11 protein-coding genes are annotated in these 18,601 nt (G+C 70.6%); 6 read left to right on the forward strand and 5 right to left on the reverse strand.

Going from position 1 to position 18,601, the window contains the following annotated elements:
- Nucleotides 1-84 precede the first annotated feature (84 nt).
- The 5 genes from pgi (at nt 85) to ABZY12_RS14520 (ending at nt 10,621) form a co-directional block, all read left to right on the forward strand.
- A complete protein-coding gene (gene pgi, locus ABZY12_RS14500; RefSeq protein ID WP_356890213.1) occupies nt 85-1,740 on the forward strand; it encodes a glucose-6-phosphate isomerase in 1,656 nt (551 codons plus the stop codon).
- Between the two features lie 4 nt (nt 1,741-1,744).
- The gene (locus ABZY12_RS14505; protein ID WP_356889972.1) at nt 1,745-2,257 is read left to right on the forward strand and encodes a PH domain-containing protein; all 513 of its coding nucleotides are present in this window, start codon (nt 1,745-1,747) and stop codon (nt 2,255-2,257) included.
- Entirely contained in the window at nt 2,254-3,801 is a 1,548-nt protein-coding gene (locus ABZY12_RS14510) for a PH domain-containing protein (RefSeq protein ID WP_356889974.1), read from the forward strand. Before ABZY12_RS14505 ends, ABZY12_RS14510 begins: the two co-directional genes overlap by 4 nt.
- A 68-nt stretch (nt 3,802-3,869) precedes the next feature.
- Nucleotides 3,870-10,097 carry a DNRLRE domain-containing protein gene (locus tag ABZY12_RS14515; protein WP_356889976.1) on the forward strand — a complete coding sequence of 2,076 codons (6,228 nt, stop codon included), beginning with the start codon at nt 3,870-3,872 and terminating at the stop codon, nt 10,095-10,097.
- Between the two features lie 23 nt (nt 10,098-10,120).
- Complete coding sequence (locus ABZY12_RS14520) at nt 10,121-10,621, forward strand: hypothetical protein (protein ID WP_356889978.1); 501 nt, start codon at nt 10,121-10,123, stop codon at nt 10,619-10,621.
- Between the two features lie 75 nt (nt 10,622-10,696).
- Here ABZY12_RS14520 and pgl read toward each other — a convergent pair whose 3' ends face one another.
- From pgl to tkt, 5 genes are read right to left on the reverse strand one after another with little or no spacing between them, the layout of a single operon-like run.
- On the reverse strand, nt 10,697-11,479 hold the full coding sequence (gene pgl / locus ABZY12_RS14525; RefSeq protein WP_356889980.1) for a 6-phosphogluconolactonase: 783 nt from the start codon (nt 11,477-11,479) through the stop codon (nt 10,697-10,699).
- Nucleotides 11,476-12,504: a glucose-6-phosphate dehydrogenase assembly protein OpcA gene (opcA, locus tag ABZY12_RS14530; RefSeq protein ID WP_356889982.1), complete on the reverse strand. Its 1,029-nt coding sequence runs from the start codon at nt 12,502-12,504 to the stop codon at nt 11,476-11,478. Before opcA ends, pgl begins: the two co-directional genes overlap by 4 nt.
- The gene (gene zwf / locus ABZY12_RS14535) at nt 12,501-14,033 is read right to left on the reverse strand and encodes a glucose-6-phosphate dehydrogenase (RefSeq protein ID WP_356889984.1); all 1,533 of its coding nucleotides are present in this window, start codon (nt 14,031-14,033) and stop codon (nt 12,501-12,503) included. Before zwf ends, opcA begins: the two co-directional genes overlap by 4 nt.
- 5 nt (nt 14,034-14,038) lie before the next feature.
- The gene (gene tal, locus ABZY12_RS14540; RefSeq protein ID WP_356889986.1) at nt 14,039-15,157 is read right to left on the reverse strand and encodes a transaldolase; all 1,119 of its coding nucleotides are present in this window, start codon (nt 15,155-15,157) and stop codon (nt 14,039-14,041) included.
- A gap of 32 nt (nt 15,158-15,189) precedes the next feature.
- Nucleotides 15,190-17,277 carry a transketolase gene (gene tkt / locus ABZY12_RS14545; RefSeq protein WP_356889987.1) on the reverse strand — a complete coding sequence of 696 codons (2,088 nt, stop codon included), beginning with the start codon at nt 17,275-17,277 and terminating at the stop codon, nt 15,190-15,192.
- Between the two features lie 341 nt (nt 17,278-17,618).
- Between tkt and ABZY12_RS14550 the strand changes: the two genes are divergently transcribed.
- Nucleotides 17,619-18,566 (forward strand): heme o synthase, encoded by a 948-nt coding sequence (locus ABZY12_RS14550; protein WP_356889989.1) that lies wholly within the window; start codon nt 17,619-17,621, stop codon nt 18,564-18,566.
- The last annotated feature ends 35 nt before the right edge of the window (nt 18,567-18,601 follow it).

Consider the following 18,601-nt stretch of genomic DNA (forward strand, 5'->3'; position numbering starts at 1 on the left):
TGCCCCCTCGGGACGCCTGATCAATTAGGTTGGAGTGGCAGCGGGGCAAGCAGGCAGTACGAGAAGAAGTGGGCGATGTCCGAGATGACTACCGAAGGCCGTGTGAGGCTCAACCAGCTGCCCGAGTGGGCGGCCCTCGGCAAGCACCGTGAGCAGCTGGGCGACACCCATCTGCGGGAGCTGTTCGCGGCCGACGCCGACCGAGGCAGCGCATACACCCTGCGGGTCGGTGACCTGTATCTGGACTACTCCAAGCACCTGGTGACCGACGAGACGCTGGCGCTGCTGCGCGAGCTGGCCGCCGCGACCGGGGTGGCCGGGCTCCGCGACGCCATGTTCCGCGGCGAGAAGATCAACACCACCGAGGACCGGGCGGTGCTGCACACCGCCTTGCGCGCCCCCCGCGAGGCGGTGATCGAGGTCGACGGCGAGAACGTCGTCCCGGCCGTCCACGCCGTCCTCGACAGGATGAGCGCCTTCGCCGACAAGGTCCGCGCGGGCGAGTGGACCGGCCACACCGGCAGGCCGATCAAGAACATCGTGAACATCGGCATCGGCGGCTCCGACCTCGGCCCGGCCATGGCCTACGAGGTCCTGCGCTCCTACACCCAGCGGGACCTGACGTTCCGTTTCGTCTCCAACGTCGACGGCGCCGACCTCCACGAGGCCGTCCGCGACCTCGACCCGGCCGAGACGCTCTTCATCGTCGCCTCGAAGACCTTCACCACCATCGAGACGATCACCAACGCCACCTCCGCGCGCGACTGGCTCCTCACCGAGCTGCGGGCCGGCCAGGACGCCGTCGCGAAGCACTTCGTGGCCCTGTCGACCAACGCCGAGAAGGTCGAGGAGTTCGGCATCGACACGGCCAACATGTTCGAGTTCTGGGACTGGGTCGGCGGCCGCTACTCCTACGACTCCGCCATCGGCCTCTCCCTGATGATCGCCATCGGCCCGGACCGCTTCCGCGAGATGCTCGACGGCTTCCACCTCGTCGACGAGCACTTCCGCACCGCCCCCGCCGAGGAGAACGCGCCGCTGCTGCTCGGTCTCCTCGGCGTCTGGTACGGCGCCTTCTTCGACGCCCAGTCGCACGCCGTCCTGCCGTACTCGCACTACCTGTCGAAGTTCACCGCGTACCTCCAGCAGCTCGACATGGAGTCCAACGGCAAGTCGGTCGACCGGGACGGCAAGCCCGTCGACTGGCAGACCGGACCTGTCGTCTGGGGCACCCCGGGCACCAACGGCCAGCACGCCTACTACCAGTTGATCCACCAGGGCACCAAGGTCGTCCCGGCCGACTTCATCGGCTTCGCCGAGCCCGTCGCCGACCTGCTGCCGGGCCTGGTCCCCCAGCACGACCTGCTGATGGCCAACTTCTTCGCCCAGACCCAGGCGCTGGCCTTCGGCAAGACCCCCGACGAGGTACGGGCCGAGGGCGTGGCCGATGAGCTGGTCCCGCACAAGACCTTCCAGGGCAACCACCCCACGACCACGATCCTCGCCAAGGCGCTCACCCCCTCCGTCCTCGGCCAGCTCATCGCGCTGTACGAGCACAAGGTGTTCGTCCAGGGCGCGATCTGGAACATCGACTCCTTCGACCAGTGGGGCGTCGAGCTCGGCAAGGTCCTCGCCAAGAAGATCGAGCCGGTCCTGACCCGGGGCGAGGGCGGCGAGCGGCTCGACGGCTCCACCGCCGGCCTCGTCGCGGCCTACCGCTCCCTGCGCGGACGCAGCTGATCCCATGAGGGGGGAGAACGCGGAGCGGGCCGAGGTGCGGTTGCGGCCGCCGAACAATCCACTGAACGAACGGGCCGTCACCTGGTGGCGGACCCAGTGGCTGGTGACCACCGCCGTGCCCGTGGTCGTCCTGGGCGTGCTCGGCGCCCTCGTCACGCCCGCCCGGTTCTGGCTGCTGGTCGCGGCCGGAATCGTGGCGGCCATCGGCCTCGCCTGCACCGCGTTCCTCCCCATCTGGTGGTTCAGGGTCCACCGCTGGGAGGTGACCGACGACGCCGTCTACGTCCGTACGGGAGCCTTCTGGCAGGAGTGGCGGATCGCCCCCATGTCCCGGATCCAGACGGTCGACACCGTACGCGGGCCGCTGGAGCAGGCGTTCGGGCTCGCCACGGTGACGGTGACGACCGCCTCCTCCAAGGGCGCCATCCGGATCGAGGGCCTGGACCACGAGCTCGCCGCCGAACTAGCCGAACGGCTGACGCACATCACCCAGGCCACTCCCGGGGACGCGACATGACACCGCCGCCGACCCCGGCCGAGGAGTGGCGGCGCCTGGACCGCCGTACGGTCCTGGTCACCGCCGCCGTCCTCGCGGGCGTCGCCGGCGGCGCCGGACTGCCCACCGTGCTCGGCCTGGCCGGCTCGATGCCGCTGTGGCAGGCCCTCGGCTGGGTGCTCGCCGGGGCCGCTCTGCTCATCGCCGGAGGTTCGGCCGCCGACTACGTCCGCTGGCGCCGTACCCGTTACCGCATCGGTGCCGAGCGCGCCGAACTCCACACCGGGCTCCTCCTGGTCAAACGACGCTCGCTGGCCCGCGAACGCATCCGCAGCGTCGATCTCACCGCCAACCTCCTGCTGCGCGTCCTCGGGCTCGTCAAGGTCCGCATCGGCACCGGTGAGAACACCGGCGGCGGCGAATCCACCCTCGAACTCGACCCCGTCAGCAGGGCCGAGGGCGAACGGCTCCGCCGCGAACTCCTCGACCGCCGGGTCCCGCACGCCGAGGACAGCCGGCATGACGGCGCGCTGGCCGCCCTCGACCCGCGCTGGATCCGCTACGCCCCCGTCTCCTTCCTCGTCCCGCTCTTCGGCGGCGCCGCGGCCGGCGTCGTGATGCAGGTCAGCCAGTGGTTCGGCGCCCAGGGCGAGGTCATCGAGTGGGTGGGCGACCGGTTCCGGGACACCTCCCTCCTCTGGACGGTCGTCGCCCTCGTCCTGCTCGCCGCCCTCGCCGGAACCGTCGGCGCGCTCGGCCTCTGGGTCGAGATGTGGTGGAACTACCGCCTGGAGCGCGAGCCGGGCGGCACCCTGCGGGTGCGCCGCGGACTGTTCACCGGCCGTTCCATCTCCATCGAGGAACGGCGGCTGCGCGGCGTCGAACTCGTCGAGCCGCTCGGGGTACGCGTGTGCCGCGCCGCCCGCGTCGACGCCGTCGCCACCGGCCTCGTCAAGGACGACGACGACAAGCACGCCGCCCACAAGACGCTGCTGCCGCCCGCGCCCCGCGCGGTCGCCGACCGGGTCGCCGCCCAGGTCCTGCGCGAGCCCGAGGCCCCCACCGGCGCCCCGCTCACGGCCCACCCCCGCGCCGCCCGCACCCGGCGCCTGCGCTGGGCGCTGTGGACCGCCCTCACCCCGGTCGCGGTCCTCGCCGTCCTGGGGGCCGCCCTCACCCCCGTACTGCTGTACGTGGCGGCGGTCTGCGCCCTCGTCCTGATCCCGCTCGGCGCGCTCCTCGCGCTGGACGCCTACCGCAACCTAGGACACGGCCTCACCGGCGACTACCTCGTGACCCGGTCCGGCACCCTCCGGCGCACCACCGTCGCCCTCCAGCGGGGCGGCGTCATCGGTTGGACCGTCGGACAGTCCGTCTTCCAGCGCCGTGCCGGTGTCCTGACACTGACCGCGACGACAGCGGCGGGCGCGGGCGCGTACGACGTGTACGACGCCGCCGAGAGCGAGGGTCTGACCTTCGCCGCCGAGGCGGTCCCGGGCCTGCTCGCGCCCTTCCTGGAGCGGACGCGACCGTTCCCGACGACTTCAGGTGAATGTCGCTCCTGAAATGATCGTTCTCTCTATGCTCCTCACCGTATGAGCCGCTGAGGCGGCCCAAGGGGAGGAACCGAAGGATGAACGATCACGTCACCCCCTACGACGGGGGTGGAGGGGCCATATGGCCGCGGGCGAGTGCGCTTCCGCGCATCGCCCTGACGGTCGCGGGGCTGTTGATCGTCGAGACGGCCCTCATGACGGTCTCGACGCGGGACGCGGGCGCGGCGCCGGTCGTTGCCGAGCCGACGACGCGGACGTTCGCGACCGAGGCGGCGGACCTGGCGTCTGCTCAGGTCGCGGCCCGTCTGTCGGGGAAGCGGGTCGAGGCGCTCTCGGAGCGTACGGAGTCGTCGACGACGTGGGCGAACCCGGACGGCAGCGTGACGCTCGACCCGGCCTCGGGCCCGGTCCGCTTCCGGGACGGGGCGACGGGCCAGTGGCGGAACATCGACGTCGACCTGATGAAAACCTCGCAGGGCGCGGTGGCGGCTCAGGCCCACCCGCTGGGTCTGCGGCTGGCGGGGAAGACCCCGACGGCGCAGGCGGCGAAGGTGAAGGCGTCGGGACCGGCGGGCGAGGCGAAGACCGCGGCGGTGCCGCTGGTGACGCTGCAGGCCGGCACCGACAGGGCGATGACCCTGTCGTGGCGGGGCGCGCTGCCGGAGCCGACATTGTCGGGCACCACGGCACGCTACGCCGACGCCCTGACGGCCACCGACCTGATCATCGAGTCGACCCGTACGGGATTCGAGCAGTTCCTGGAGCTGAAGAATCGTTCCGCTGTTGATGCGAACGGTTCGGTCACGCTGACGCTGGACGCCAAGGGCGTCAAGGCCCGGGCCAACGCGGACCGTTCGGTGACCTTCCTGGACGCGAAGTCGGGCAAGCAGGTCGGCGTACTGCCCGCGCCCGTGATGTGGGACGCGACCGTGGACCCCCGGTCCGGCGAGCACACCCGGCGGGCCGACGTCGGACTGGAGGTGACGCAGCGCGGCACCTCCGTCGACCTGACGCTCGCGCCGGACGCGAAGTTCCTCGCCGACCCGGCGACGAAGTACCCCGTCACCGTCGACCCCGCGGTCAACATCGGGACGAGCTTCGACACCTTCGTCCAGCAGGGTTACGCGACCGACGTGTCGGCGCAGACCGAGCTGAAGCTGGGCAACAACGGCTCGGGCCAGGTGGCGCGTTCGTTCCTGGCCTTCCCGATGTCGACGATCACGGGCAAGCAGATCCTGAGCGCGAAGCTGAACCTGTGGAACTTCCACTCCTGGTCCTGCTCGGCCCGGAGCTGGGAGGTGTGGGACACCAGCTCGGCCTCGACCGCCACGCGGTGGACCGCACAGCCCAGCTGGAACAGGAAGTGGGCGACGTCGACGGCCACGAAGGGCTACTCCGCCTCGTGCGCGGACGGCTGGGTCAACCAGGACATCACCAGCCTGGCGGCCGCCTGGGCGGCCAACGGCAACGGCACCAACACCCTGGGCATACGGGCGACGGACGAGGCCGACTCGTACGGGTGGAAGCGGTTCAACTCCGGCAACGCGGCCTCCAACACCCCGTACCTGTCGGTCACGTACAACACCAAGCCGGGCGCGGCGACGCCGGTCTCCCCGCTCTCGGGCGGCGCGACCAACGACACCACGCCGACGATCACCGGCAAGGCCAGCGACGCGGACGGCAACACCGTCCAGCTCACGTACGAGATCTGGACGCCCACCGGCACCGCGGCGCTCCAGACCGGCAAGTCGGCGTTCGTCGCCTCGGGCGCGAACGCGCCGTGGACACCGACGAGCGCGCTGGCCCCGGGCTCGTACAAGTGGCGTGCCGCGGTCTACGACGGCACGACGTGGAACGGCACCTGGTCCGCGTGGCAGACGTTCACCGTCGACACCACCGCCCCCGCGAAGACCACCGTCTCCTCGACCGACTTCCCGGCGAACACCTGGTCCGGCACCCCGGACGCCAACGGCTCCTTCTCCGGCTCCTTCACCTTCACCCCGCCCACCAGCGACGTGAAGACCGTGGAGTACAAGCTGGACGACGGCGCCTGGACACCGGCCGCCACCACCGGGGCCGCCGTCGCCAAGACGCTGTCGTTCCCCGCGGGCAAGCACACCGTGACCGCCCGCACCCAGGACGCGGCCGGGAACATCTCGGCCGAGACATCCCACGTCTTCTACGCCGGCTCGGGCGCGGCACTCCTGACGCCCGGGCAGGGCGACCGCCCCGCACGCCGGGTGGGCCTGACGGCGGAAGGCCACTCCTCCTACACCGGAGTGACCTACCAGTACCGCCGCGGTGAGACGGACACGTGGAAGGACGTGCCCGTCGCCGACGTACGGCAGGCCGCGAACGGCGCGGCGGTCTCCGGCTGGCCGGTGGCCACGGTGAACGGCAAGCCTGCCGGTCTGACGTGGAACATCACGGAAACCCTGGCAGAGGACGGCCCGATCGAGGTCCGTGCCGCGTTCACGGACGGCACCACCTCGGCGTACTCCCCGGTGAACACGATCACGGTGGACCGGAACGCGGGTACCGCGCCGTCGGAGGACGCCGGCCCGGGTTCGGTGAACCTGCTGACCGGTGACTACACCCTCTCCGAGACCGACGCTTCCGCCTTCGGGCTCTCCGTCTCGCGCACGGCGTCGTCGCGACGCCCCGACGGCGGGGCGAAGCAGGACGGCCAGGCGCCGATCTTCGGGCCGCAGTGGATCTCCGGCACGACTGCGGAGATCACCGAGTCGGACTGGGCGTATCTGAAGAAGACCTCGGCCACCTCGGTCGCGCTGGTCGACTCCGAGGGCGAGGAGCTCGGTTTCACCGCCACCACCGGTGGCGGCTGGAAGCCGGAGCCGGGTGCCGAGGACATGGCTCTCACGGGCGCGCTGACCGGTTCGTTCACGCTGAAGGACACCGAGGGCACGGTCACCGTCTTCACCAAGCCCGACGCGGCCGCCGTTTCGTGGCAGGTCGCGTCCAGCAGCATGGACGGTCTCGCCCAGTCGACGACCACGGTGATCTCCGAGACCGTGACGGTGGACGGCAAGCAGCTGGCCCGTCCCAAGCGGATCATCGCCCCGACGTCGGCCGCCTCCGCGACCACGTGCACGGCGACGCCGTCCACGAAGGGCTGCCGAGCGCTGGAGTTCGTCTACGCCACCGCCACCACCGCGACCGACGCGGCCTTCGGTGACGTGGCCGGTCAGGTCAAGGAGGTCCGGGCCTGGTCCACCGAGCCCGGCGCTGCCGCGGCGACGTCCAAGCCGGTGCAGAACTACCTGTACGACGGCTCCGGGCGGCTGCGCGAGACCTGGAACCCGCGGATCGGCCACGACGCGATGACCGCGTACGGCTACGACGCGGCGGGCCGGGTCACCGGCCTGACCCCGGCCGGCGAGCTGCCGTGGTGGTTCACCTATGGCAAGGCGGGCAACGCGGCCACCGCCGGTGACGGCATGCTCTTGAAGGCCAACCGTTCCGGTCTGAAGCAGGGCACCACCAGCACGCCGGAGGGTACGGCGTCCACGAGCGTCGTCTACGACGTGCCGCTGACCGGCGACAACGCCCCGTACAAGCTGGGGCCTGCGGAGGTGAGCGCGTGGGGTCAGACCGACGCCCCGGCGGACGCGACCGCTGTCTTCCCGGCCGACGCCGTCCCCACCGCGCACTCGGGCGACCAGCTGAGCGCGGGTGACTACCGCCGGGCCTCTCTCACCTACACCAACGCCTCCGGGCGTCAGGTGAACGCGGCTTCGCCCGGCGGACACATCTCGGTCGCCGAGTACGACCACCACGGCAACGCGGTGCGTGAGCTGACCGCAGGCAACCGGGCTCTCGCCCTGGGTGCCACGGCGACCGACCGGGCCACCCTCTCCCAACTCGGTATCGCAGGCCTGTCCACCCAGGACCGTGCCGACCTGCTCTCCACCCGCTCCGTCTACGACAAGACCGGCGTCCGTGAGCTGGAGGAGTTCGGCCCGCTGCGCCGTATCACGCTGACGGGCACCGGCGCGTCCGCCGCCGCCCGTTCGTGGACGGTCAACGAGTACGACGCCGGTCGTCCCACCGACGGCACGGCCAGGGTCGAGCACCAGGTCACCAAGGTCACCACTGGCGCCCAGGCCCTGGGCACCACGGCCATGTCCGACGCGCGGGTGACCCAGACGGTGTACGACTGGAGCAAGGGCCTTCCGGTCAAGACCATCAAGGACCCGGCCGGTCTCGCGATCACCGACACCACCGAGTACGACGACCAGGGCCGCGTCACCAAGCAGCTGCCGCCGGGAGCCACCGGCACCGACGCCGCGACCCGGGTGACCACGTACTGGTCCGCGACCGGCACCGGCACCTGCCAGGGACGGCCGGAGTGGGCCGACCAGGTGTGCACCACCGGCCCGGCCGGCGCCATCACCGGCGGCGGCAGCCACCCGGTCCAGACGCCGACCACCACCACCGAGTACGACTGGTGGAACAACCCGGCCAAGGTCACCGAGGCCGCCAACGGCGTCACCCGCACCACGACCAACACCTACGACAACGCCGGACGCCAGACCAAGAGCGTCATGACCGGCGGGCTCGGCCAGGCGGTTCCGGAGTCCACGACCGAGTACGACCCGGTCACCGGCCAGGCCGTCAAGACCGTCTCGCCGACCGGTGGGACGATCACGAAGACGTACGACAAGCTCGGCCGGCTCGTCTCGTACACCGACGCCGACGGCGGAGTGACCACGACCGAGTACGACCTGCTGAACCGTCCGGTCAAGACCACCGACACGGCACCGTCCACCGTCACCTATACCTACGACACCGCCACTGAGCCCCGCGGACTGGCCACCGCCACCACGGACTCCGTCGCCGGAGCGTTCGCCGCCACCTACGACGCCGACGGCTCCGTCGTCACCGAAAGGCTCCCCGGCGGGTACACCCTCAAGGTCGAGGAAGACACCACAGGAGCCACCCGCTCTCGCGTCTACACCCGCGACAGCGACGGCCAGGTCGTCGTCTCCGACACCGCCGAGGAATCCATCCACGGCCAGGTCACCGAACACGCCGGCTGGTCCGCGCAGAACTACACCTACGACGCCACCGGCCGCCTGACGGGTGTCGCCGACACCAGCGGCGACGTGTGCACGAAGCGCGGCTACGCCTTCGACAAGCGCACCAACCGCACCTCCCAGACCACCGCGGCAGGCGCCGCCGGCGCCGCCTGCCCCACCACCGAGGGAACCACCACCACCCACACCTACGACAGCGCCGACCGGCTCATCGCGCCCGGCTACGTGTACGACGCCTTCGGCCGCACGACCGCGCTGCCCGGCAGCCAGATCGGCTACTACGCCAACGACCTGGTCCACCAGCAGACCAGCGGCGCCCAGCGCCAGACCTGGCAGCTCGACGCCACCGGGCGCCTGCGTTCCTGGACCGTGGAGGAGAACACCGACGGCACCTGGTTTCAGACCGCGGCCAAGGTCAACCACTTCGCCGGGGACGGCGACAGCCCCCGCTGGATCACCGAGGACACCACCGACGGCACCCTCAGCCGCAACGTCACCTCCGCCTCCGGCGACCTCGCCGCCACCACCGGCGCGAGCGGCGACACCGTGCTCCAGCTCACCAACATCCACGGCGACGTCGCCCTCCAGCTTCCGCTGGACGCGGCCGACGCCCCCCTGGTCCTGGACAGCGACGAGTACGGCAACCCCCGCACCGGCCAGCCCGCCGTCCGCTACAACTGGCTCGGCGGCAAGCAGCGCTCCAGCGAGACCCTCACCGGCCTCGTCCTGATGGGCGTCCGCCTCTACAACCCGCAAACCGGACGCTTCCTCTCCGCCGACCCGGTTCACGGTGGTGGCGCCAACGCGTACGGCTACCCCGGCGACCCCGTCAACCAGTACGACCTCGACGGCCGGGCGTGGTGGTGGAAGCATGTGCGGAGGAAGGCCGCCAACTGGGGCGGCCGCTACCTCCGCTGGCAGCGACGTCAGGAGGCGCGCGCCGTGGGTGTGTTCACCGCCGGCGCCAGCCGTTGGATGGGTTACAAGTGCCGTTACCGTTACGGAATGCGCGTCTGTTCGGGCGGCGTCGGATTCCACGCGCGGGGCGGCACGACGCTCGGCACGACGTTCTTCACGTCGAACAGGAGGGTCTCGGCGAGCCTCATGCGTCATGAGCGTCGGCACAAGCGGCAGTGGATGCGCTACGGATTCCGCTTCGGTTACATGTACCTCAGAGGCGGGTCCAACCCCTGCCGCAACCGCTGGGAGCGTCGCGCGGGATGGAAGGACGGCGGATACCGATGCTGAGCTCTTCTCGGAGGACGCTTCCCGTGTGGCCCTTCGTGCTGCTGGGATCCGCGGTCGCGGTGGCGCTTGTCGCCGCCGCGGGGCTGTGGGTGTACGGCGTGTACAGCATGTCCGATCCGCGGCCCCTCCTGGTGGGTATGCGCATCGACGGATCGCGGGTCTCGATCAAGGCCCCGACCTGCCCGACGGAGGCGGTGGGCAAGGTCGAGGTGTTCGACGGGAAGTCGGAGAAACCCCTCTGGGAGGCGCGTGACCCGAAGAGCCCCGAAGGAAAGCGCGGTGCGCTGACTCTCTGGGCGGTGGGCGAGTTCGCTCACTCCGGACCGGGGCGGCAACCGGCCACGTTGCCGAAGCTCTTGGACGTCCTTCTTACCGACGCCGGCACCGACGACGGATCGGGCGGAGTCTTCGACACGTCCGTGGTCAAGGCCGCGCAGGTGCCCGAGGGGCAGTACTGGACCGCGGACGGTCCGATGACCGCTGAGGCCATCGATCGTCAGCTGTCCTGCGGCGCCGAGCGGTAGGCACCCGGCGAACAGAAGGCGGCACCACCGGTCCGAACCGGTGGTGCCGCCTTTCGCTGTGCCGGCGGTGGGCCGTCAGGCCGACGCCGCCGGATACAGGTCGCGCGGCAGCTCCGATGCCGCCGCCGCGTCCAGCAGCCAGAGCGTCCGGGAGCGGCCGCGGGCGCCGGCCACCGGGGCCTGGATCTCGCCCGCGCCCGACAGCCCGATCGCCGCGGCCTTCGCCTTGTCCTCTCCCGCCGCGAGCAGCCAGACCTCCCGCGCGGCACGGATCGCCGGCAGCGTGAGCGTGACCCGGGTGGGCGGCGGCTTGGGCGCGCCGTGCACGCCGACCACCGTCCGCTCGGTCTCACGGACCGCCGGCAGCTCCGGGAACAACGACGCGACATGGGTGTCGGGCCCGACCCCCAGCATCAGCACGTCGAAGGTCGGGACCGGGCCATGGTCCTCAGGCCCCGCGGCGGCGGCCAGTTCGGCCGCGTACGCGGCGGCCGCGGCCTCGACGTCGTCGCCGTACGGACCGTCCGAGGCCGGCATCGCGTGCACCCGCGCCGGGTCCAGCGGGACGTCGTCGAGCAGTGCCTCGCGGGCCTGCGTGACATTGCGCTCGGGATCGCCGTCGGGCAGGAACCGCTCGTCGCCCCACCACAGGTCCAGCCGCGACCAGTCGATAGCGTCCCGGGCCGGGGCCGAACGCAGCGCCGCGAGCAGGCCGTTGCCGTTCCGGCCGCCCGTGAGCACCACGGACGCCGAGCCGCGGGCGGTCTGCGCGTCCACGATCCTGGTGATCAGCCGGGCGGCCGCGGCCTGCGCCATCAGCTCCTTGTCGCGGTGCACCACCAGCTGCGGAGCGCTCACTTGGCCGCCGCCTTCTTGGCCGGGGGCTTCTTCGAGGACGAAGGAGCGGGGTCGGCGGCCGGAGCCGCCGCGACCGGTTCGGGAGCCGTCACCGCGGCCGCCTCGTCGAGCCGGTCGACGCCGTACCGCAGCGCGGAGGCGTAGGTGTCGTCCGGGTCGAGCCGCCGCAGCTCCTCGGCGATCAGCTCGGCCGTCTCGCGGCGCTTGAGCGCCACGGCACGGTCGGGCTGCCCCTGGATGGAGAGCGTCGCCAGCGAGCCGTCCGGCCGGTCGAGCACGATCGGCCCGCAGGTGGACTCCATCCGTACGGACGTGAGCCCGGGCCCCGCCGACGTGCACCGCCGTACCGGCACCTTCAGCCGGTCCGCCAGCCACATGGCGAGCAGTTCGACGCTCGGGTTGAACTCCTCGCCCTCCACCTCGGCCGAGGTGACCTCGCACACGACCTGGTCGAGCGCGGCGGCCAGCATCGAACGCCACGGGGTGATCCGGCTCCACGCGAGGTCCGTGTCGCCCGGGGTGTAGGTCTCCGCGCGGCCCGTCAGCTCGTGGATCGGCTGCTCGGCGGCGTAGGTGTCGGTGACCCGGCGCTGGGCGAGCGCGCCCAGCGGGTCGTTCGCCGGGTCGGCCGGGGAGTTGACCGGCCACCAGACGACGACGGGCGCGTCCGGAAGGAGCAGCGGGAGCACGACCGACTGGGCGTGGTCCGCGACCTCGCCGTACAGCCGCAGGACGACCGTCTCGCCGGTGCTGGCGTCGGCACCGAGGCGGACCTCGGCGTCGAGCCGCGCCTTCGCGCGGTCGCGGGGCGAGCGCGCGGCCCGCTTGATGACCACCAGCGTCCGCGAGGGGTGCTCGCGGGACGCGTCGTTGGCGGCCTTCAGGGCGTCGTAGGCGTTCTCCTCGTCGGTGACGATGACGAGGGTGAGCACCATGCCGACGGCCGGCGTGCCGATGGCCCGTCGTCCGAGCACCAGCGCCTTGTTGATCTTGCTGGACGTGGTGTCCGTCAGGTCGGTCTTCATGGCCGGCGCCAGCTCCGTCCGTCTCGTGCGAGCATTTCGTCCGCCTCGACCGGCCCCCACGTACCCGCCTGGTACTGCGCGGGCTTGCCGTGCTTGTCCCAGTACTGCTCGATCGGGTCGAGGATCTTCCAGGACAGCTCGACCTCCTCGACCCGCGGGAAGAGGTTCGAGTCGCCGAGCAGCACATCGAGGATGAGCCGCTCGTACGCCTCGGGGCTGGACTCCGTGAAGGACTCGCCGTAGGCGAAGTCCATCGACACGTCCCGGACCTCCATCGAGGTGCCCGGCACCTTGGAGCCGAACCGCATGGTCACGCCCTCGTCCGGCTGCACCCGGATGACCAGGGCGTTCTGGCCCAGCTCCTCCGTCGCCGTGGAGTCGAAGGGGGAGTGCGGGGCGCGCTGGAAGACGACCGCGATCTCGGTGACCCGGCGGCCGAGCCGCTTGCCGGTACGGAGATAGAAGGGGACGCCCGCCCAGCGGCGGTTGTCGATCTCCAGCTTGATGGCGGCGTAGGTGTCGGTCTTCGACTTGGGGTCGATACCGTCCTCCTGCAGATAGCCGACGGCCTTCGCGCCGCCCTGCCATCCGGCCGCGTACTGGGCCCGCACGGTCGAGGAACCCAGGTCCTTCGGCAGCTTCACCGCGCCGAGGACCTTGGTCTTCTCGGCCGCGAGCGCGTCCGCGTCGAAGGAGGCGGGCTCCTCCATCGCGGTCAGCGCGAGCAGCTGGAGGAGGTGGTTCTGGATGACGTCACGGGCGGCCCCGATGCCGTCGTAGTAGCCGGCGCGGCCGCCGATGCCGATGTCCTCGGCCATGGTGATCTGCACGTGGTCGACGTAGGACCGGTTCCAGATCGGCTCGAAGAGGGTGTTGGCGAAGCGGAGCGCCAGGATGTTCTGGACGGTCTCCTTGCCCAGGTAGTGGTCGATCCGGAAGACCTCGTTGGGCGGGAAGACCTCGTGGACGACCTCGTTGAGCTCCTTGGCGGAGGTGAGGTCGTGGCCGAAGGGCTTCTCGATGACCGCGCGGCGCCAGGAGCCGTCCTTCTGGTCGGCCAGTCCGTGCTTCTTCAGCTGCCGGACGACCTTGGGGAAGAACTTCGGCGGCACGGAGAGATAGAAGGCGAAGTTGCCGCCGGTGCCCTGCGCCTTGTCCAGCTCCTCGATGGTGGTCTTGAGCTGGTCGAAGGCGTCGTCGTCGTCGAAGTCGCCCTGGACGAAGCGCATCCCCTGGATCAGCTGCTGCCACACCTCCTCGCGGAACGGCGTGCGGGCGTGCTGCTCGACGGCGTCGTGGACCTCCTGCGCGAAGTCCTCGTCCTGCCACTCGCGGCGGGCGAAGCCGATGAGCGAGAAGCCCGGCGGCAGCAGGCCGCGGTTGGCCAGGTCGTAGACGGCAGGCATCAGCTTCTTACGGGACAAATCGCCCGTGACGCCGAAGATCACCAGACCCGACGGCCCCGCGATGCGCGGGAGCCGTCGGTCTGCGGCGTCACGGAGCGGGTTGGCTCCGTGGACTGCGCTCAAGGTGGTTACGCCTCCGAAGGTGCGAGGCGCTGAAGCTCCGCCTCGGTCGACTTGAGCAGGTCGTTCCAGGACGCCTCGAACTTCTCGACGCCCTCGTCCTCGAGCAGCTGCACCACGTCGTCGTAGGAGATGCCGAGCTTCTCCACGGCGTCGAGCTCGGCGCGGGACTGCTCGTAGGTGCCGCGCACGGTGTCACCCGTGACCTCGCCGTGGTCGGCGGTGGCCTCCAGGGTCGCCTCCGGCATGGTGTTGACCGTGCCGGGCGCGACCAGGTCCACGACGTACAGGGTGTCCTTGTACGCCGGGTCCTTCACGCCCGTCGAGGCCCACAGCGGACGCTGCTTGTTGGCCTGTGCCTTGTCCAGCGCGGCCCAGCGGTCGCTCGAGAAGACCTCTTCGTACGCCTGGTACGCGAGGCGGGCGTTGGCCAGGGCGGCCTTGCCCTTGAGCGCCTTGGCCTCGTCCGTACCGACCGAGTCCAGACGCTTGTCGATCTCCGAGTCCACGCGGGAGACGAAGAAGGACGCCACGGAGTGGATCTTGGAGAGGTCCAGGCCGCGCTCCTTGGCCTTCTCCAGACCGGCCAGGTAGGCGTCCATGACCGCGCGGTAGCGCTCCAGCGAGAAGATCAGCGTGACGTTGACGCTGATGCCGAGGCCGATGACCTCGGTGATCGCCGGCAGACCCGCCTGGGTGGCCGGGATCTTGATGAGCGTGTTGGGCCGGTCGACCAGCCAGGCCAGCTGCTTGGCCTCGGCGACGGTGGCCGCCTTGTGGTGGGCCAGGCGGGGGTCGACCTCGATGGAGACCCGGCCGTCCTGGCCGTCGGTGGCGTCGAAGACCGGGCGCAGGATGTCGGCGGCGTCACGGACGTCCGCCGTCGTGATCATGCGGATGGCCTCTTCGACGGTCACCTTGCGGGCGGCGAGGTCGGCCAGCTGCTGGTCGTAGCCGTGCCCCTCCGAGATGGCCTTCTGGAAGATCGAGGGGTTGGTGGTGACACCGACCACGTGCTGCTGGTCGATCAGCTCGGCCAGGTTGCCGGACGTGATCCGCTGACGCGAGAGGTCGTCCAGCCAGATCGCGACGCCTTCGTCGGAGAGGCGCTTGAGAGCGTCTGTCATGAGAGGTTCTCCAAAAGTCGTTTCTAGGAGCGTCAGCGCGCGGCGGCGGCGATGGATTCCCGGGCCGCGGCGGCGATGGCCTCGGGGGTGAATCCGAACTCGCGGAAGAGGACCTTGGCGTCCGCCGAGGCACCGAAGTGCTCCAGCGAGACGATCCGGCCGGCGTCACCGACGTACTTGTGCCAGGTGAGACCGATCCCGGCCTCGACGGCCACCCGGGCCTTGACGGACGGCGGCAGGACGGCGTCCTTGTACCCCTGGTCCTGCTCCTCGAACCACTCCACCGACGGCATCGAGACGACCCGGGTCGGGACGCCCTCGGCCTGGAGCCGCTCGCGGGCCTCGACGGCCAGGTGCACCTCGGAGCCGGTCGCGATCAGCACGACCTCCGCGTCGCCGCCTTCGGCGTCGACGAGCACGTAACCACCCTTGGCGGTGTCCTCGTTCGGCGCGTACGTCGGCACACCCTGACGGGTCAGCGCCAGACCGTGCGGGGCGCCCTTGCCGAACTCGCGCGTGTGCCGCTTGACGATCTCGCGCCAGGCGATGGCGGTCTCGTTGGCGTCAGCCGGGCGCACGATGTTCAGGCCCGGGATGGCGCGCAGCGAGGCCAGGTGCTCGACCGGCTGGTGCGTCGGACCGTCCTCGCCCAGACCGATGGAGTCGTGCGTCCACACGTACGTCACCGGCAGGTGCATCAGCGCGGACAGACGCACGGCGTTGCGCATGTAGTCGGAGAACACCAGGAAGGTGCCGCCGTAGATACGGGTGTTGCCGTGCAGCGCGATGCCGTTCATCTCCGCGGCCATGGAGTGCTCGCGGATGCCGAAGTGGATCGTGCGGCCGTACGGGTCGGCCTCCGGCAGCGGGTTGCCCTCGGGGAGGAACGAGGACGTCTTGTCGATCGTGGTGTTGTTCGAGCCCGCGAGGTCGGCCGAGCCGCCCCACAGCTCGGGGATCACCGCGCCGAGCGCCTGGAGGACCTTGCCGGACGCGGCACGGGTGGCCACACCCTTGCCCGCCTCGAACACCGGGATCTTCGACTCCCAGCCCTCGGGAAGCTCGTTGGCCTGGATCCGGTCGAACTCGGCGGCCCGCTCCGGGTTGGCCGTACGCCACTCGGCGAGCGACTTCTCCCAGGCGGCCTTCGCCTCACGACCGCGGTCGCCGAGCGCCCGCGTGTGGCCGATGACCTCGTCGGAGACCTCGAAGGTCCGCTCCGGGTCGAAGCCGAGGACGCGCTTGGTGGCCGCGATCTCCTCGTCGCCCAGCGCCGAGCCGTGCGCGGCCTCGGTGTTCTGCGCGTTCGGGGCCGGCCAGGCGATGATCGAACGCATCGCGATGAACGACGGACGCTCGGTCTCGGCCTCGGCGGCCTTGATCGCCGCGTACAGGGCGGCCGGGTCCAGGTCGCCGTTCGCCTTCGGCTCGACGCGCTGGACGTGCCAGCCGTAGGCCTCGTACCGCTTCATCGTGTCCTCGGACACGGCCGTCTCGGTGTCGCCCTCGATCGAGATGTGGTTGTCGTCCCACAGCAGGATCAGGTTGCCCAGCTTCTGGTGGCCGGCCAGCGAGGACGCCTCCGCGGAGATGCCCTCCTGGAGGCAGCCGTCACCGGCGATCACGTAGACGTGGTGGTCGAAGGGGGAGGTGCCGGGGGCCGCCTCCGGGTCGAACAGACCGCGCTCGTAGCGGGCCGCCATCGCCATGCCCACGGCGTTGGCGACACCCTGGCCGAGCGGGCCGGTCGTCGTCTCCACGCCCGCGGTGTGCCCGTACTCCGGGTGGCCCGGCGTCTTCGAGCCCCAGGTGCGGAACGCCTTCAGGTCGTCCAGCTCAAGACCGAAGCCGCCCAGGTACAGCTGGGTGTACAGGGTCAGGGACGAGTGCCCGGCGGACAGCACGAACCGGTCGCGCCCCACCCACTCCGGCTCCGCCGGATCGTGGCGCATCACCTTCTGGAAGAGGGTGTACGCGGCGGGCGCCAGGCTCATGGCCGTACCAGGATGGCCGTTGCCGACCTTCTGTACGGCGTCCGCGGCCAGGATGCGGGCGGTGTCCACGGCCCGCTGGTCCAACTCGGTCCACTCGAGGTCTGTGGTGGTCGGCTTAGTGCTCACCCTGAGTCAGGGCTCCTCTCCACATGTCTGCATAAGCCGGTGACTGAGGGTGTACCGGCGCTGTCGAGCCTACCCCCGACAGAACGCCCATCTTTTCGAGTGCACGCCCCTCAAATGAGCGGATACGACAAGAGTGCGGGTGACTCTGTCACTTCGCCTCCCGACAGCTGTCCACACCCTGGGACGGACGGTCGGAACACCCGGGAACGGGCCCCCTCAACACGACCCCACCCCCGCGAAGATCGGCGTATGGGCAACGTCTAGAGTGGCGTGGTACGCGCAAGTCTTCACCCCGTCTTCACCGGGGAGCTTGCTGGGAAAATTCTCTGTCAGGGGTGTGCGTGACGGCCGTCGAGTCCCGACCCGCAGGGGTCGTCTTGACTCCCAGCCCGGGGGGCCATCGGCCGTTCGGGGCTCGCGTCAAGGCATTCGTGGCGCTGACCAAGCCGCGGATCATCGAACTGCTGCTCATCACCACCGTCCCGGTGATGTTCCTCGCCGAGCAGGGCGTGCCGAACCTCTGGCTCGTGCTCGCCACCTGCCTCGGCGGCTATCTGTCGGCGGGCGGCGCCAACGCGCTGAACATGTACATCGACCGCGACATCGACGCGCTGATGGACCGCACCTCCCAGCGTCCGCTGGTGACCGGCATGGTCTCGCCGCGTGAGGGCCTGGTCTTCGGCCTCACCCTCGCCGTGGTCTCCACGCTCTGGTTCGGCCTCCTGGTCAACTGGCTCTCCGCCGCCCTCTCGCTCGGCGCGCTGCTCTTCTACGTCGTGGTCTACACGATGATCCTCAAGCGCCGGACCGCGCAGAACATCGTCTGGGGCGGCATCGCCGGCTGCCTGCCGGTCCTCATCGGCTGGTCGGCCGTGACCAACTCGATGTCCTGGGCCGCGGTCATCCTCTTCATGGTCATCTTCTTCTGGACGCCGCCGCACTACTGGCCGCTGTCGATGAAGGTGAAGGAGGACTACGCGCGCGTGGGCGTGCCGATGCTCCCGGTGATCGCCTCCAACAAGGTCGTCGCCAAGCAGATCGTCCTCTACAGCTGGGTGATGGTCGCCGTCTCGCTGCTGCTGACGCCGCTGGGCTACACGGGCTGGTTCTACACCGCCGTGGCGTTGCTGACCGGCGGCTGGTGGCTCTGGGAGGCGCACGCGCTGCTGAACCGCGCGAAGGCGGGCGCGACGGGCGCGAAGCTCAAGGAGATGCGCCTCTTCCACTGGTCGATCACCTATGTCTCGCTGCTCTTCGTGGCGGTCGCGGTGGACCCCTTCCTGCGGTAGCCGCACCAGGCGCCCTCGGGCCCCTTTCGACAACG

The sequence above is a fragment of the Streptomyces sp. NPDC006551 genome, assembly GCF_040611675.1.
Classification (GTDB): domain Bacteria; phylum Actinomycetota; class Actinomycetes; order Streptomycetales; family Streptomycetaceae; genus Streptomyces.

What these genes read in the sequence shown, in the direction of transcription:
- pgi (WP_356890213.1), top strand. Translation starts at nt 85, where the DNA reads ATGACTACCGAAGGCCGTGTGAGGCTCAACCAGCTGCCCGAGTGGGCG.
- ABZY12_RS14505 (WP_356889972.1), top strand. Translation starts at nt 1,745, where the DNA reads ATGAGGGGGGAGAACGCGGAGCGGGCCGAGGTGCGGTTGCGGCCGCCG.
- ABZY12_RS14510 (WP_356889974.1), top strand. Translation starts at nt 2,254, where the DNA reads ATGACACCGCCGCCGACCCCGGCCGAGGAGTGGCGGCGCCTGGACCGC.
- ABZY12_RS14515 (WP_356889976.1), top strand. Translation starts at nt 3,870, where the DNA reads ATGAACGATCACGTCACCCCCTACGACGGGGGTGGAGGGGCCATATGG.
- opcA (WP_356889982.1), bottom strand. Translation starts at nt 12,504, where the DNA reads ATGAAGACCGACCTGACGGACACCACGTCCAGCAAGATCAACAAGGCG.
- tal (WP_356889986.1), bottom strand. Translation starts at nt 15,157, where the DNA reads ATGACAGACGCTCTCAAGCGCCTCTCCGACGAAGGCGTCGCGATCTGG.